The 16,349-nt window shown below is 58.5% G+C and carries 10 protein-coding genes; 9 read left to right on the forward strand and 1 reads right to left on the reverse strand.

Annotation, left to right across the window (positions count from 1 at the left end; genetic code table 11):
* Positions 1–137 precede the first annotated feature (137 nt).
* The 4 genes from KB890_RS19500 to KB890_RS19515 all read left to right on the forward strand — a co-directional run bounded on the left by KB890_RS19500 (position 138) and on the right by KB890_RS19515 (position 5,403).
* Positions 138–1,490 (forward strand): MFS transporter, encoded by a 1,353-nt coding sequence (locus KB890_RS19500; RefSeq protein ID WP_002915225.1) that lies wholly within the window; start codon positions 138–140, stop codon positions 1,488–1,490.
* Positions 1,491–1,492: 2 nt separating this feature from the next.
* Complete coding sequence (locus KB890_RS19505; RefSeq protein WP_020324693.1) at positions 1,493–2,833, forward strand: enolase C-terminal domain-like protein; 1,341 nt, start codon at positions 1,493–1,495, stop codon at positions 2,831–2,833.
* Between the two features lie 17 nt (positions 2,834–2,850).
* Complete coding sequence (gudD, locus tag KB890_RS19510) at positions 2,851–4,191, forward strand: glucarate dehydratase (protein ID WP_002915223.1); 1,341 nt, start codon at positions 2,851–2,853, stop codon at positions 4,189–4,191.
* Positions 4,192–4,263: 72 nt separating this feature from the next.
* Complete coding sequence (locus KB890_RS19515) at positions 4,264–5,403, forward strand: glycerate kinase (RefSeq protein WP_002915222.1); 1,140 nt, start codon at positions 4,264–4,266, stop codon at positions 5,401–5,403.
* A 157-nt stretch (positions 5,404–5,560) separates the two neighbouring features.
* Here the strand turns inward: KB890_RS19515 and barA are convergent, their stop codons facing one another.
* Positions 5,561–8,311 carry a two-component sensor histidine kinase BarA gene (gene barA, locus KB890_RS19520; protein WP_004151066.1) on the reverse strand — a complete coding sequence of 917 codons (2,751 nt, stop codon included), beginning with the start codon at positions 8,309–8,311 and terminating at the stop codon, positions 5,561–5,563.
* A gap of 113 nt (positions 8,312–8,424) precedes the next feature.
* On the opposite strand from barA, the gene rlmD reads away from it, so the two are divergent.
* The 5 genes from rlmD (at position 8,425) to eno (ending at position 16,289) form a co-directional block, all read left to right on the forward strand.
* Positions 8,425–9,729, forward strand: coding sequence for a 23S rRNA (uracil(1939)-C(5))-methyltransferase RlmD (gene rlmD / locus KB890_RS19525; RefSeq protein ID WP_004181108.1), 1,305 nt, complete (start codon positions 8,425–8,427; stop codon positions 9,727–9,729).
* Between the two features lie 121 nt (positions 9,730–9,850).
* Positions 9,851–12,088 carry a GTP diphosphokinase gene (gene relA, locus KB890_RS19530; RefSeq protein WP_002915217.1) on the forward strand — a complete coding sequence of 746 codons (2,238 nt, stop codon included), beginning with the start codon at positions 9,851–9,853 and terminating at the stop codon, positions 12,086–12,088.
* A 111-nt stretch (positions 12,089–12,199) separates the two neighbouring features.
* Positions 12,200–12,991, forward strand: coding sequence for a nucleoside triphosphate pyrophosphohydrolase (mazG, locus tag KB890_RS19535; RefSeq protein ID WP_002915215.1), 792 nt, complete (start codon positions 12,200–12,202; stop codon positions 12,989–12,991).
* 280 nt (positions 12,992–13,271) lie between these two features.
* The gene (gene pyrG / locus KB890_RS19540) at positions 13,272–14,909 is read left to right on the forward strand and encodes a glutamine hydrolyzing CTP synthase (protein ID WP_004142808.1); all 1,638 of its coding nucleotides are present in this window, start codon (positions 13,272–13,274) and stop codon (positions 14,907–14,909) included.
* Positions 14,910–14,990: 81 nt separating this feature from the next.
* Complete coding sequence (eno, locus tag KB890_RS19545; RefSeq protein ID WP_002915213.1) at positions 14,991–16,289, forward strand: phosphopyruvate hydratase; 1,299 nt, start codon at positions 14,991–14,993, stop codon at positions 16,287–16,289.
* The last annotated feature ends 60 nt before the right edge of the window (positions 16,290–16,349 follow it).

The following is a 16,349-nucleotide window of genomic DNA, read 5'->3' on the forward strand; positions in this document are numbered from 1 at the left end:
TACTGCTCCAGCCAGTGATAAATGCAGTGCCAGATATAACGACAACTATCAAAACACGACCACGTCATTCTGATTACCCTACAGGTTGTGCTGTTCAGAATGAACGTAGCTAAACGCTATGATTCAGGAGTACAACAATGAGTTCATTAAGTCAGGCGGCGACGGCGGCTGAAAAGCGCACCAACGCCCGCTACTGGATAGTGGTGATGCTGTTTATCGTCACCTCTTTTAACTATGGCGACCGGGCGACGCTGTCGATCGCCGGTTCGGAAATGGCCAGGGATATCGGCCTTGATCCGGTGGGGATGGGGTATGTGTTCTCCGCCTTCTCATGGGCTTATGTCATCGGCCAGATCCCGGGCGGCTGGCTGCTCGACCGCTTCGGCTCGAAGCGCGTCTATTTCTGGTCGATCTTCATCTGGTCGATGTTTACCCTGCTGCAGGGCTTCGTCGATATCTTCAGCGGCTTTGGCATTATCGTTGCGCTGTTTACCCTGCGCTTCCTCGTCGGCCTTGCCGAGTCGCCGTCATTCCCCGGCAACAGCCGGATCGTCGCCGCCTGGTTCCCGGCGCAGGAGAGGGGGACAGCGGTATCGATTTTTAACTCCGCCCAGTACTTTGCCACCGTTATTTTCGCGCCGATCATGGGCTGGCTGACGCATGAGGTGGGTTGGTCGCATGTGTTCTTCTTTATGGGCGGGCTGGGGATTGTGATCAGCTTTGTGTGGCTGAAAGTGATCCACGATCCGAACAACCACCCGGGCGTGAACCAGAAAGAGCTGGACTATATCGCCGAAGGCGGGGCGCTGATCAACATGGATCAGAAGAGCAGCGCGCAGAAAGTGCCGTTTAGCGTCAAAATGGGACAGATCAAGCAACTGATCGGCTCGCGGATGATGATCGGCATCTATATCGGTCAGTACTGCATCAACGCCTTAACCTACTTCTTTATCACCTGGTTCCCGGTTTATCTGGTGCAGGCGCGCGGCATGTCGATCCTCAAAGCCGGCTTTGTCGCCTCGATTCCGGCGGTGTGCGGCTTTGTCGGCGGGGTGCTGGGCGGGGTGATCTCCGACTGGTTAATGCGCCGCACCGGCTCGCTGAACATTGCGCGCAAAACGCCGATTGTGCTGGGGATGCTGCTCTCCATGACCATGCTGATGTGTAACTATGTCAACGTGGAGTGGATGGTGATCGGCTTTATGGCAATGGCCTTCTTCGGCAAAGGGATCGGCGCCCTCGGCTGGGCGGTGATGGCGGATACCGCGCCGAAAGAGATTAGCGGTCTCTCCGGCGGTCTGTTCAATATGTTCGGCAATATCTCCGGCATCGTCACCCCAATCGCCATCGGCTATATCGTCGGCACCACCGGCTCGTTCAACGGCGCGCTGATCTACGTCGGTATCCATGCCCTGGTGGCGGTGCTGAGCTATCTGGTGCTGGTGGGCGATATCAAACGTATCGAACTGAAACCTGTAGCGGGACGTTAATCATGACTACTCAATCCAGCCCGATTATCACAGAGATGAAGGTCATTCCGGTGGCCGGGCACGACAGCATGCTGCTGAACATCGGCGGAGCGCATAACGCATGGTTTACCCGCAATATCGTGGTGTTAACCGATAACGCCGGCCATACCGGCGTCGGCGAAGCGCCCGGCGGAGAGGTCATCTACCAGACGCTGCTGGCGGCGATCCCGCAGGTGGTGGGCCAGGAGGTCGCCCGACTCAATCGCGTGGTGCAGCAGGTGCACAAAGGCAATCAGGCGGCGGATTTCGACACCTTCGGCAAAGGGGCGTGGACCTTCGAACTGAAGGTTAACGCGGTGGCGGCGCTGGAAGCGGCGCTGCTCGACCTGCTCGGCCAGGTGCTTAATGTGCCGGTCTGCGAGCTGCTGGGCCCGGGTAAGCAGCGTGATGCCGTCACCGTGCTGGGCTACCTGTTCTATATCGGCGATCGGCAGAAAACCGACCTTGGTTATCTGGACCATACGCCGGGCGATCACGAATGGTACCGCCTGCGCCACCAGCAGGCGTTGAGCAGCGAGGCGATAGTGCGTCTGGCGGAAGCCGCCCAGGATCGCTACGGTTTCAAAGACTTTAAGCTCAAAGGCGGCGTGCTGCCCGGCGAGCAGGAGATTGACACCGCGCGGGCGCTGAAAAAGCGTTTCCCGGATGCGCGCATCACCGTCGACCCTAACGGCGCCTGGCTGCTGGATGAGGCCATCGCGCTGTGTAAAGGGCTGCAGGATGTTCTGACCTACGCCGAAGATCCGTGCGGCGCCGAGCAGGGTTTCTCCGGCCGGGAGGTGATGGCCGAGTTCCGCCGCGCCACCGGGCTGCCGGTCGCCACCAATATGATAGCCACTAACTGGCGCGAAATGGGCCATGCGGTGATGCTCAACGCCGTCGATATCCCGCTGGCGGACCCGCACTTCTGGACGCTCTCCGGCGCGGTGCGGGTGGCGCAGCTGTGCGACGACTGGGGGCTCACCTGGGGCTGCCATTCCAACAACCACTTTGATATTTCCCTGGCGATGTTTACCCACGTCGGCGCCGCCGCGCCGGGCAACCCCACCGCCATCGATACCCACTGGATCTGGCAGGAGGGCGACGCGCGCCTGACCAAAGATCCGCTGCAGATTATTAACGGCAGCATTGCCGTGCCAGACGCGCCGGGACTCGGCGTGGAACTTGACTGGGAGCAGGTGCGCAGAGCCCATGAGGCCTATAAAGCGCTGCCGGGCGGCGCGCGCAACGACGCGGGCCCGATGCAGTACCTGATCCCCGGCTGGACATTCGACCGCAAACGTCCCGTTTTCGGCCGCCACTAATTAAAAAGGATGATGCTATGACGACTTTCTCTTCAACGCCCGTTGTCACCACCATGCAGGTGATCCCGGTTGCCGGCCATGACAGCATGCTGATGAACCTGAGCGGCGCGCACGCCCCGTACTTCACCCGCAATATCGTAATTATCAAAGATAACGCCGGCCATACCGGCGTCGGTGAAATCCCGGGCGGTGAAAAAATTCGCCAGACCCTGGAGGATGCCATTCCGCTGGTGGTGGGCAAAACGCTGGGCGAGTATAAAAACGTGCTGGGCGCGGTGCGCAATCAGTTTGCCGACCGCGACGCCGGGGGCCGCGGCCTGCAGACCTTTGACCTGCGCACCACCATTCACGTGGTGACCGGCATCGAAGCGGCACTGCTGGATCTGCTGGGCCAGCACCTTGGGGTCAACGTCGCCTCGCTGCTAGGCGATGGCCAGCAGCGCAGCGAAGTCGAAATGCTGGGCTATCTGTTCTTTGTCGGTAATCGCCATGCGACGCCGCTGGCCTATCAGAGCCAGCCGGATGAGCAGTGCGAGTGGTATCGCCTGCGCCATGAAGAGGCGATGACGCCGGATGCGGTGGTCCGCCTGGCGGAAGCGGCGTATGAAAAATATGGTTTCAACGACTTTAAGCTGAAGGGCGGCGTGCTGGCCGGTTTTGAAGAAGCCGAAGCGATCAGCGCCCTGGCGAAGCGCTTCCCGAATGCTCGCGTCACTCTCGACCCGAATGGCGCCTGGCTGCTTGAGGAGGCCATTCAGATTGGTAAACAGCTGAAGGGCGTGCTGGCCTATGCGGAAGATCCGTGCGGCGCCGAACAGGGCTTCTCCGGCCGCGAAGTGATGGCCGAGTTCCGCCGCGCGACGGGCCTGCCGACCGCCACCAATATGATCGCCACCGACTGGCGGCAGATGGGGCATACCTTGTCCCTGCAGTCAGTGGATATCCCGCTGGCGGACCCGCACTTCTGGACCATGCAGGGGTCGGTGCGCGTAGCGCAGATGTGCCATGAGTTCGGCCTGACCTGGGGTTCGCACTCTAATAATCACTTCGACGTGTCGCTGGCGATGTTCACCCACGTCGCGGCAGCGGCGCCGGGCAAGATCACCGCTATCGATACCCACTGGATCTGGCAGGAGGGCAACCAGCGTCTGACCAAACAACCTTTTGAAATCAAAGGCGGCATGGTGCAGGTACCGAGTACCCCGGGCCTGGGGGTTGAGCTGGATATGGACCGCGTGATGCAGGCAAATGAGCTATATAAGAAACATGGTCTTGGCGCCCGCGACGATGCGATGGCGATGCAGTATCTGATCCCGGGCTGGACCTTTGACAACAAGCGTCCATGCATGGTGCGCTAAAAGTCCGCCGGCCTCTGCGGGGGCCGGCATTGCGCGACAGCGCCAGGGGTTGGCTCAGAGTAAGGACAGCAGATGAAAATAGTGATCGCACCGGATTCCTGGAAGGAGAGCCTGAGCGCGCTGGAAGTGGCCAGTGCGATAGAGCAAGGCTTTCGCGAGATTTATCCTGACGCCGAGTACGTCAAGCTGCCGGTTGCCGATGGTGGGGAAGGGACGGTGGAAGCCATGGTGGCGGCGACCGGCGGGCTTCTGGTTCCGCTGACGGTCACCGGGCCGCTGGGCGAGCCGGTTGAGGCATTTTACGGGCTGTCCGGCGATCGCCAGTGCGCCTTTATCGAAATGGCGGCGGCCAGCGGCCTGGAGAGCGTCCCGCCGGCGCAGCGTAACCCGCTGCTGACCACTTCCTGGGGTACCGGGGAGCTTATCCGCCATGCGCTGGACGCCGGGGTAAGACAGATCATTATTGGTATTGGCGGCAGTGCGACCAATGACGGCGGCGCCGGGATGGCGCAGGCGCTGGGGGCGAAACTGCTGACCGCCGAGGGCCAGCAAATCGCCTCCGGGGGCGGCGCGCTGGAGACGCTGGCGCGAATCGATCTCAGCGAACTCGATTCGCGTCTGGCAGATTGCCGGATTGACGTTGCCTGCGACGTCACCAACCCGTTGACCGGCCCGCAGGGCGCCAGCGCGGTGTTCGGCCCGCAAAAAGGGGCGACGGCGCAGATGATCGACCGGCTCGATAGCGGCCTACGGCACTATGCCCGGATTATCGCCCGCGATTTAGATATCGACGTGCTGAGCCTTGAGGGCGGCGGCGCGGCGGGCGGCATGGGTGCGGCGCTGTATGCGTTCTGTGGTGCTCAGTTGCGTCCGGGCATTGAGATTGTCACCGATGCGCTACAGCTGGCTGAGCGGGTGGCGGATGCCGATTTAGTGATCACCGGCGAAGGGCGTATCGATAGCCAGACGATCCACGGCAAAGTGCCGGTGGGGGTGGCGAGGGTGGCGAAGCGTTTTAACGTCCCGGTGATCGGGATTGCCGGCAGTCTTACCGCCGATGTTGGCGTCGTGCATCAGCACGGGCTGGATGCGGTATTCAGCGTGTTGTATACCATCTGTACCCTTGATGAAGCGTTGGCCAATGCCGCCGCCAACCTGCGAATGACGGCGCGTAACGTAGCCGCGGTTTTGCAGATGGGCGACAGGCGGTAACCCGGCTGGCGCAGTGGTATTTGTAGTCCGGATAAGGTGCGTAGCACCGCGATCCGGGAACCATCCCCGGTGGCGCTTACGCTTACCGGGGCTACCAACCGAATACCGGACCGTAGGGCGTAGGCCGGATGAGGCGCGTAGCGCCGCTATCCGGGGTTTACACCCCCATCCGGCACGCTTCGCGGGCCACATTATCCATCTCATCTAACAGCTCAAGCAGCTCCGGCTCCAGATCCTCGGCGGCGGTGCCTGCCCGCAGCTGACTTTCCAGGGTATGGCACAGCTTTTTCAGCCGCGGCACGCCGCTATAGCTGCAGCTGCCGTGCAGTTTATGGATCAGATCCACCAGCCCTTCCGGCTGCTCGCCCACCAGCTGCTCCTCAACTTTGTTACGCACCTCCGGCATAAAGGCGATCAGCATTTGCAGCATCTCCCGCGCCAGGTCCGGCTTCATGGCCGCCTGGCGCAGCGCCAGCTGCCAGTCGAGCGTTTGATTATGATCGACGATCGGCTCTGCGGGCGGTAGCGACGCCGGAACGACGCTGTGCAGGCCGGGCTGATAGCGCAGCAGCAGTGCGTGCAGTTTCTCTTCTTCGATTGGCTTCGCCAGATAGTCGTTCATGCCGGCGCTCAGTAATTTCTCACGCTGGCCCTCCAGGGCGTGCGCGGTGACCGCAATAACCGGGGTTTGCTGATGATGGGACAGGTGATGGATAAGCTCACAGGCGCGGATGCCGTCCATATCCGGCATCTGAATATCCATCAGGATCAGATCCATCTGCAGCTGCTTGGCCTTGTCCACCGCCTGCTGGCCGCTGTCGCAGAGGATCACCTGCTGCACAAGATCATCCAGCAGGGCGCCAATCAGCTTCAGGTTAGCCGGGTTGTCGTCGACGGCCATTACCGTCATTGGCAACTTATGACTGTCGATCTGCATCAGCGGCGCGGAGGCAAGCGCGTGGCTGGTAGCCACCAGCGCCGGTAGCAGACGGGTGGTGGTGAGCGGCTTTAACAGGCAGGCGGCAACGCCGTCGCGCTTCAGGGCTTCGGCGCTGACCTGGGCATGGCACGGCAGGGCCAGCAGTACGTTATCGGACATCGCGCAGGCTTTGGCTAATTTTTCCCGATGCGGCGACAAATCGCGCATTGAAACCGGGATACCGACCAGCAGAATGTCATACTGCGCTTCCGCCAGCGAGGAGAAGGTAGGGCTATAGATAACCTCCAGCGGCGTAGCGGCCAGCATCTCCAGGGTACACTGCGCCGCCGTCGCGTTGGCTTCCACATAGGCCAGACGTTTGCCGACAAGCCCGTCGGTGTTCAGCGTATCCGGAATGGCGTTCGGGTTGAGATCGAGGCTGATATGGAACCAGAAGGTGGAGCCGCGGTTCGGCTGGCTGTGGAACGAAATATCCCCGCCCATCTCTTTGACCAGACGCTGAGTAATCACCAGCCCGAGCCCGGTGCCGCCGTGGCGGCGTGAAATACTGGCATCGGCCTGACGGAAGGCCTGGAATAGCCGGGACTGGTCGCGCTCGGGGATGCCGATGCCGGTATCGTGGATCTGAATTTCGATCTGTACCCGGGAATTACTGATGGCCCGCTGCTCCACCAGTACGTCGATATTGCCGTGCTCGGTAAATTTGATGGCGTTGCCCACGAGGTTGGTCACAATCTGCTGCAGACGCAGCGGGTCGCCGATAACGTTGTCCGGTACATTGTTCTTAATATTCAGCGTCAGCTCCAGCCCTTTATCGTGCGCGGAATGCGCCAGCAGGGTGACCACTTCATCAAGCGAAGTGCGCAGCAGGAACGGAATACTCTCCAGGATCAGCTTCCCGGCTTCCAGCTTGGAAAAGTCGAGCACGTCATTGATGATCGCCAGCAGATTGTTGGCCGAACGTTCGATGGTGGTCAGGTGGTCGCGCTGCGTAGCGTTGAGATCGGTTTTCAGCGTCAGGCGGGTAAAGCCGATCACCCCATTGAGCGGGGTGCGCAGCTCGTGAGACATATTGGCCAGGAACTCAGACTTAATGCGCGCCGCCTCCTGGGCGCGCTTTTTCGCCAGGTCCAGCTCGACGTTCTGGATCTCCATCTGCTCAAGCGTTTCCCGTAGATCGGAGGTCGCCTGGTCGACGTTGTGTTGCATCTCTTCGTGGTATGCCGCCAGCGACATGGCCATCGAGTTAATGCCATTTTTCAGCATATCCAGTTCGCCGAGCATAAAGCCTTCGACCCGGCTGTCCAGCTGTCCGCGGCGGATGCGGTCGACAGTGTTAACCATATTGCGGATTGGCCCGGTGACGTCGCGCATCAGCCTCCAGCCGAAGATTAACGCGATGCCGATACAGAACAGCATCATTACGCTGGAGATAAAAATCTCTTTGTACTGCTGGAGGCGAACCGATTTTAGATCCAGCTCCAGGGCGACGTAGCCCAGCATATTGCCCGGCATTTTAGCGTCAGATTCGGGTGATTCATCCGGAGAATAGCTTTCCGAGACAATAGGCGTGCGCAGGATCATCATGTCGCCATCGCGGATGACGCTGAGGTGACGGGGGAATGCCTCGCCTTTCGGGATCTGCAGTTCGCTGGGATTGAGCTGGTAATTGGAGGTGACAAATAAGCGGTTATGCGAATCGTACACCGAGATGGCCCGCACGATCTCCGAGTGGCGACGATGCAGAACGCTGATCAGCTGGCCGATGGATTCGCGGTTTTGCAAGTTCATGCCATATTCGCTGGAGACCGCCAGCGGTTCGATAATACTGGCGCCAGCGTCCTCCAGCTGGCGTTGCAGGTCGTTATAACGATGAGCGACAAAGAAAATACTGAGCAACAGTCCTATCAGGACGGTTGGCGCCAGAATCAGAATCATCATGCGAGCACGCAGGCTGTAGTTGGTCATGCGGTTCCATTATGGGAGAATATAGACATCATCGTTCTGTGCAGCGTCGCTGCGCCTCGCGGCGCTGCCGCTCTGAACGAGCTCGTTTTATTTGATTGAGACAACTCTCTACGATGGCGCAATTCTACTCTGCAAAACGGCGTGTGACGACGCGCCAGATCATAACCGTTACAGTCAACGACCTCGATCCCTTTGGTCAGGGTGTTGCCCGCCATCAGGGGAAGGCGTTGTTCGTGAGCGGCGTGCTGCCCCACGAGCAGGCCGAGGTGGTGCTGGTGGAAGATAAAAAACAGTACGCCCGCGCCGAGGTGAAACGCCGACTGACCGACAGCCCGCAGCGCCAGGCGCCGCGCTGCCCCCATTTTGGCGTCTGCGGCGGATGCCAACAACAACATGCCAGCATTCCGCTTCAGCAGCAAAGTAAACGCGCCGCGCTGGGGCGACTGATGAAGCGCGAGGTAGATGACGTCATCGCCGGCGCGCCGTGGGGCTACCGCCGTCGCGCACGCTTGAGCTTGAATTATCAGCCGAAGACCCAACAATTGCAGATGGGTTTTCGCCAGGCCAACGCCAAAGCGATCGTCGATGTGGTGCAGTGCCCTGTTTTGGTGCCCCAACTTGAGGCATTGCTGCCCGCTGTGCGCGAGTGCTTAAGCGCGCTGAGCGCATTACGCCATCTCGGCCACGTCGAGCTGGTGCAGGCGGACAATGGCCCGCTGATGGTGCTGCGCCATACCGCAGCCCTGCCGGCGACAGACAGGGAAAAACTGGAACGCTTTTCGCAAACTCACGGTCTTTCCCTGTACCTCGCGCCACAAAGCGAGATACTGGAGCATATTCATGGCGAAGCGCCATGGTATACCTCAGACGGACTACGCTTAGTGTTCAGCCCGCGGGATTTTATCCAGGTCAACGACGGCGTAAATCAGCAGATGGTGCGTACCGCACTGGAGTGGCTGGATCTGCGGCCAGAGGACCGGGTGCTGGATCTGTTCTGCGGGATGGGCAACTTTACCCTGCCGCTGGCGACACGCGCCGCCCATGTGGTGGGCGTGGAAGGGGTGCCGGCGCTGGTGGAGAAGGGGCGGGAAAACGCCGCCCGCAATGGTTTATCAAATGTCACTTTCTTCCATGAAAATCTGGAAGAAGACGTCACCCGTCAGGCCTGGGCGAAGCACGGCTTTGATAAAGTGCTGCTGGACCCGGCCCGCGCCGGCGCGCCGGGTGTGATGCCGCATATAATAAAACTGGCACCGCGGCGGGTGGTGTATGTTTCCTGCAACCCGGCGACGCTGGCGCGAGACAGCGAAACCCTGTTGCAGGCTGGATATCAGATTCAACGCCTGGCGATGCTGGATATGTTCCCGCATACCGGCCATCTGGAATCAATGGTGTTGTTTGAGCGCAGGCTTACATAAGGTCATTCACAACGTCGCAGAAGAGCCACCCTGGCCATGAATGCTGACGCGACCTGCAGGATGACATGTAGAAAGTTGAGGCTTGCCGACTTCGGCAGGCCGGTCCCTTAAGGAGAGGACAATGGTTGCGGTAAGAAGTGCACATCTTAATAAAGCTGGTGAATTTGACCCGAAGAAATGGATCGCGAGTCTGGGAATTTCCAGCCAGCAGTCGTGTGAGCGCTTAGCCGAAACCTGGGATTATTGTCGCGAAAAAACGCAAGGACACCCGCAGGCGGACCTGCTGCTGTGGCGGGGCGTCGAAATGGTGGAGATCCTCTCCACCCTAAGTATGGACATCGATACGCTGCGCGCGGCGCTGCTGTTCCCGCTGGCCGACGGCGAAGTTGTCAGCGAAGAGGTGATGCAGGAGAGCGTAGGTAAATCGGTCGTGACCCTGATTCACGGGGTGCGGGACATGGCCGCTATCCGCCAGCTGAAGGCTACCCATACCGACTCGGTCTCTTCCGAGCAGGTGGATAACATTCGCCGTATGCTGCTGGCGATGGTTGACGATTTCCGCTGCGTGGTCATCAAACTTGCTGAGCGTATCGCGCATCTGCGCGAGGTCAAGGACGCGCCGGAAGATGAGCGCGTTCTTGCGGCGAAAGAGTGCACCAATATCTATGCTCCCCTGGCGAACCGCTTAGGTATCGGCCAGCTGAAGTGGGAGCTGGAAGATTACTGCTTCCGCTATCTGCACCCGGCGGAATACAAGCGCATTGCCAAACTGCTCCACGAGCGCCGTATCGACCGCGAGCATTACATCGAAGAGTTTGTCGGCCACCTGCGCTCAGAGATGAAAGCCGAAGGCGTCAAGGCGGAAGTCTATGGCCGGCCGAAGCATATCTACAGTATCTGGCGCAAAATGCAGAAAAAACACCTCGCTTTCGACGAGCTGTTTGACGTTCGCGCGGTGCGTATTGTGGCTGAGCGTTTGCAGGATTGCTATGCCGCGCTGGGGATCGTCCATACTCACTACCGCCATCTGCCGGATGAATTCGACGACTACGTGGCCAACCCGAAACCCAACGGTTACCAGTCTATCCATACCGTGGTGCTGGGGCCGAGCGGCAAGACGGTGGAGATTCAGATCCGCACCCGGCAGATGCATGAAGACGCCGAGCTGGGCGTGGCCGCGCACTGGAAGTACAAAGAGGGCGCGGGAGCCGGCACCAGCGGCGGCCGCGGCTATGAAGACCGTATCGCCTGGCTGCGTAAGCTGATTGCCTGGCAGGAAGAGATGGCCGACTCCGGCGAGATGCTCGACGAAGTGCGCAGCCAGGTCTTCGACGACCGGGTGTATGTCTTTACGCCGAAAGGCGACGTGGTGGACCTGCCTGCGGGGTCGACGCCGCTGGACTTTGCCTATCATATTCACAGCGATGTCGGCCATCGCTGCATCGGCGCCAAAATTGGCGGCCGCATCGTGCCGTTCACCTACCAGCTGCAGATGGGCGATCAGATCGAAATTATTACCCAGAAGCAGCCGAACCCGAGCCGTGACTGGCTGAACCCTAACCTCGGCTATGTGACCACCAGCCGCGGACGCTCGAAGATCCACGCCTGGTTCCGTAAGCAGGATCGCGACAAGAACATTCTCGCCGGTCGGCAGATCCTCGACGACGAGCTGGAGCATTTGGGCATCAGCCTGAAGGATGCGGAAAAGCACCTGCTGCCGCGCTATAACTTCAACGAGCTCGATGAACTGCTGGCCGCCATCGGCGGTGGCGATATCCGTCTCAACCAGATGGTCAACTTCCTGCAGGCGCAGTTCAATAAACCTAGCGCCGCCGAGCAGGATGCGGCCGCGCTGAAGCAACTGCAGCAGAAAACCTACACGCCGCAAAATCGCACCAAGGACAATGGCCGGGTAGTGGTGGAAGGGGTAGGCAACCTGATGCACCATATTGCCCGCTGCTGCCAGCCAATCCCGGGCGACGAGATCGTCGGCTTTATCACCCAGGGGCGCGGGATCTCCGTGCATCGCGCGGACTGCGATCAGCTGGCAGAACTGCAGTCGCATGCCCCGGAGCGCATCGTCGATGCGGTATGGGGCGAAAGCTACTCGGCGGGCTACTCGCTGGTGGTCAGAGTGGAGGCGAACGATCGCAGCGGTTTACTGCGCGATATCACTACCATCCTCGCCAATGAGAAGGTGAACGTGCTGGGCGTCGCCAGCCGCAGCGATACCCGTCAGCAGCTGGCAACCATCGATATGACCATCGAGATTTACAACCTGCAGGTGCTGGGCCGGGTGCTCGGTAAGCTCAACCAGGTGCCGGATGTGATCGACGCGCGCCGTCTGCACGGCGGTTAATTCGTCTGTAGGCCGGATAAGGCGAAGCCGCCATCCGGCAATTTCGCAACGTCGGATAAGGTCTAAACGCCTTATCCGGCCGACTATTTTTAAAATTTCCAGGATTGTCACATGACTCAAATTGACCGCTTGCTCGGCATCATGCGCCGCCTGCGCGACCCGGAAAACGGCTGCCCATGGGATAAAGAGCAGACCTTTGCCACCATCGCCCCTTACACCCTTGAGGAGACCTACGAGGTCCTCGATGCTATCCAGCGGGAAGATTTTGACGATCTGCGCGGTGAGCTGGGCGATCTGCTGTTCCAGGTGGTGTTCTATGCGCAAATGGCGCAGGAAGAGGGACGCTTTAACTTTGACGATATCTGCGCCGCCATCAGCGACAAGCTGGAGCGTCGCCACCCGCATATCTTCGGCGAGGCATCGGCGGGCAATAGCACGGAAGTCCTGGCCCGCTGGGAGCAAATCAAAAGCGCGGAGCGGGCGGAAAAAGCCCAGCATTCGGCACTGGACGATATTCCCCATAGCCTGCCGGCGCTGATGCGCGCGCATAAAATCCAGCGCCGCTGCTCGGCAGTGGGTTTCGACTGGACCTCGCTGGGCCCGGTGCTCGACAAAGTGCATGAAGAAATTGATGAAGTGATGCATGAAGCGCAGCAGGCGGTGGTGGATGAAGCAAAACTGGAAGAGGAAGTGGGCGATCTGCTGTTTGCCACGGTGAACTTATCCCGTCATTTGGGCGTCAAAGCCGAGGTGGCGCTGCAGAAAGCAAACCTCAAATTTGAGCGTCGCTTCCGCGAGGTCGAGCGTATTGTCGCCGCCCGAGGCCTGGAAATGACCGGCGTCGACCTCGATACCATGGAAGAAGTGTGGCAGGAAGTAAAACGCCAGGAAACTGATCTCTAACGGATTTTCGTGATCAAGCGCGATTTGTGTGATTTTATAAATAACAAGCGCTTGATTTACGTCAAAAACATTTCGCCAAAAGCGTCTATTTTCTCTTTCCGTTATGTCGTTGAAACACCATGTAGCCTGCCTCTTCGAGTTGTTCGAGTCGCAACACAGGTGCAACTTGAAGAACGAAGGGGAGGGGAAGAATGAAAGTTTGTGGCGTCACGCATGTTCGGGTATACTACTTTCCCGTCCTGGTTATTCCATCGTTTTACCCTAACTTCTCAGGTTCAGCATGACAACGAACTATATTTTTGTGACCGGCGGGGTCGTATCCTCTCTGGGTAAAGGCATTGCCGCAGCCTCCCTGGCAGCCATTCTTGAAGCCCGTGGTCTCAACGTGACCATCATGAAACTGGATCCGTATATCAACGTCGATCCGGGCACCATGAGCCCAATCCAGCATGGGGAAGTGTTCGTTACTGAAGACGGCGCAGAAACCGATCTGGACCTGGGCCACTATGAGCGTTTTATCCGCACCAAGATGACGCGCCGCAATAACTTCACCACCGGCCGTATCTACTCCGACGTGCTGCGCAAAGAGCGCCGTGGCGACTACCTGGGCGCGACCGTTCAGGTTATCCCGCACATCACTAACGCTATCAAAGAGCGCGTACTGGCGGGCGGCGAAGGCCATGACGTCGTGCTGGTGGAAATCGGCGGTACCGTAGGCGATATCGAATCCCTGCCGTTCCTCGAAGCGATTCGTCAGATGGCGGTAGAGATCGGCCGCGAGCATACCCTGTTCATGCACCTGACTCTGGTGCCGTACATGGCCGCCGCGGGCGAAGTCAAAACCAAGCCGACCCAGCACTCCGTGAAAGAGCTGCTCTCCATCGGTATTCAGCCTGATATTCTGATCTGCCGCTCCGATCGCGCGGTTCCGGCCAACGAACGAGCCAAAATTGCTTTGTTCTGTAACGTTCCGGAAAAGGCTGTGATTTCTCTGAAAGACGTCGATTCCATTTATAAAATTCCGGGCCTGTTGAAATCTCAGGGGCTGGACGATTATATTTGTAAACGATTCAGCTTAACTTGTCCGGAAGCAAACCTGGCCGAATGGGAACAGGTAATCTATGAAGAAGCTAATCCGGCAGGCGAAGTCACCATCGGTATGGTCGGTAAGTACATTGAACTGCCGGATGCCTACAAGTCGGTGATTGAAGCGCTGAAACACGGCGGTCTGAAAAATCGCGTTACCGTCAACATCAAGCTGATCGATTCGCAGGATGTGGAAACGCGCGGCGTCGAAATCCTCAAGGATTTAGACGCTATCCTGATCCCGGGCGGCTTCGGCTACCGCGGCGTTGAAGGCAAGATCGCCACCGCGCGCTATGCGCGTGAAAACAATATTCCTTATCTGGGCATCTGCCTGGGTATGCAGGTTGCGCTGATTGAGTTCGCGCGTAACGTAGCGGGTATGGAAAACGCCAACTCGACGGAATTTGTGCCAGACTGTAAATACCCGGTCGTGGCCCTGATTACCGAATGGCGTGACGAAGATGGCAACGTTGAAGTCCGCTCTGAGAAGAGCGATCTGGGCGGCACCATGCGCCTGGGCGCGCAGCAGTGCCAGCTGAGTGATGATTCTCTGGTACGCCAGCTTTACGGCGAGCCGACCATCACCGAGCGTCATCGTCACCGCTACGAAGTCAACAACATGTTGTTGAAACCGATTGAAGCTGCCGGTCTGCGCGTTGCGGGCCGTTCCGGGGATGATCAGTTGGTCGAGATCATCGAAGTGCCGAACCATCCGTGGTTTGTGGCCTGCCAGTTCCACCCGGAGTTTACTTCGACGCCGCGTGATGGACACCCGCTGTTTGCCGGCTTTGTGAAAGCCGCGAGCGAGTACCAGAAACGCCAGGCGAAGTAAAAAGAGTTTGAACGGCAATGCACCCATCCGGGTGCATTGTTTGTCTGGAGTTTTAGTTTAACTTGTACTGAGGAAAACCTAATGTCCAAAATCGTTAAAGTCATCGGTCGTGAAATCATCGACTCCCGTGGTAACCCGACTGTTGAAGCCGAAGTACACCTGGAAGGTGGTTTCGTCGGTATGGCAGCTGCTCCGTCAGGTGCTTCTACTGGTTCCCGCGAAGCGCTGGAACTGCGCGATGGCGACAAATCCCGTTTCCTGGGTAAAGGCGTAACCAAAGCTGTTGCTGCGGTAAACGGCCCGATCGCTCAGGCAATCCTGGGCAAAGATGCTAAAGATCAGGCTGGCATCGACAAGATCATGATCGACCTGGACGGTACTGAAAACAAATCTAACTTCGGTGCGAACGCTATCCTGGCCGTTTCTCTGGCGAACGCCAAAGCAGCTGCTGCGTCCAAAGGCCTGCCGCTGTACGCGCACATCGCTGAACTGAACGGCACTCCGGGCAAATACTCCATGCCGGTTCCGATGATGAACATCATCAACGGCGGTGAGCACGCTGACAACAACGTCGACATCCAGGAATTCATGATTCAGCCGGTTGGCGCGCCGACCCTGAAAGAAGCAGTACGCATGGGTTCTGAAGTGTTCCATCACCTGGCGAAAGTGCTGAAGTCCAAAGGCATGAACACTGCCGTTGGTGACGAAGGCGGCTACGCGCCGAACCTGGGTTCCAACGCCGAAGCGCTGGCTGTTATCGCTGAAGCGGTTAAAGCTGCAGGCTACGAGCTGGGCAAAGACATCACCCTGGCGATGGACTGCGCGGCGTCTGAATTCTACAAAGACGGTAAATACGTTCTGGCTGGCGAAGGCAACAAAGCATTCACCTCTGAAGAGTTCACTCACTTCCTGGAAGAGCTGACCAAACAGTACCCGATCGTCTCCATCGAAGATGGTCTGGACGAATCTGACTGGGAAGGTTTCGCTTACCAGACCAAAGTACTGGGCGACAAAATCCAGCTGGTTGGTGACGACCTGTTCGTAACCAACACCAAGATCCTGAAAGAAGGCATCGAAAAAGGCATCGCTAACTCCATCCTGATCAAGTTCAACCAGATCGGTTCTCTGACCGAAACTCTGGCTGCTATCAAGATGGCGAAAGACGCTGGCTACACCGCTGTTATCTCTCACCGTTCTGGCGAAACTGAAGACGCTACCATTGCCGACCTGGCTGTTGGTACCGCTGCAGGCCAGATCAAAACTGGTTCTATGAGCCGTTCTGACCGCGTTGCTAAATACAACCAGCTGATTCGTATCGAAGAAGCGCTGGGTGAGCAAGCGCCGTTCAACGGTCGTAAAGAGATCAAAGGTCAGGCTTAATCCTGTCCTTATGAAATAATCATGCCAGCCTTCGGGCTGGCATTTTTTTTACGCCTGCGG

Source organism: Klebsiella sp. P1954, from assembly GCF_018199955.1.
Lineage (GTDB): Bacteria > Pseudomonadota > Gammaproteobacteria > Enterobacterales > Enterobacteriaceae > Klebsiella > Klebsiella pneumoniae.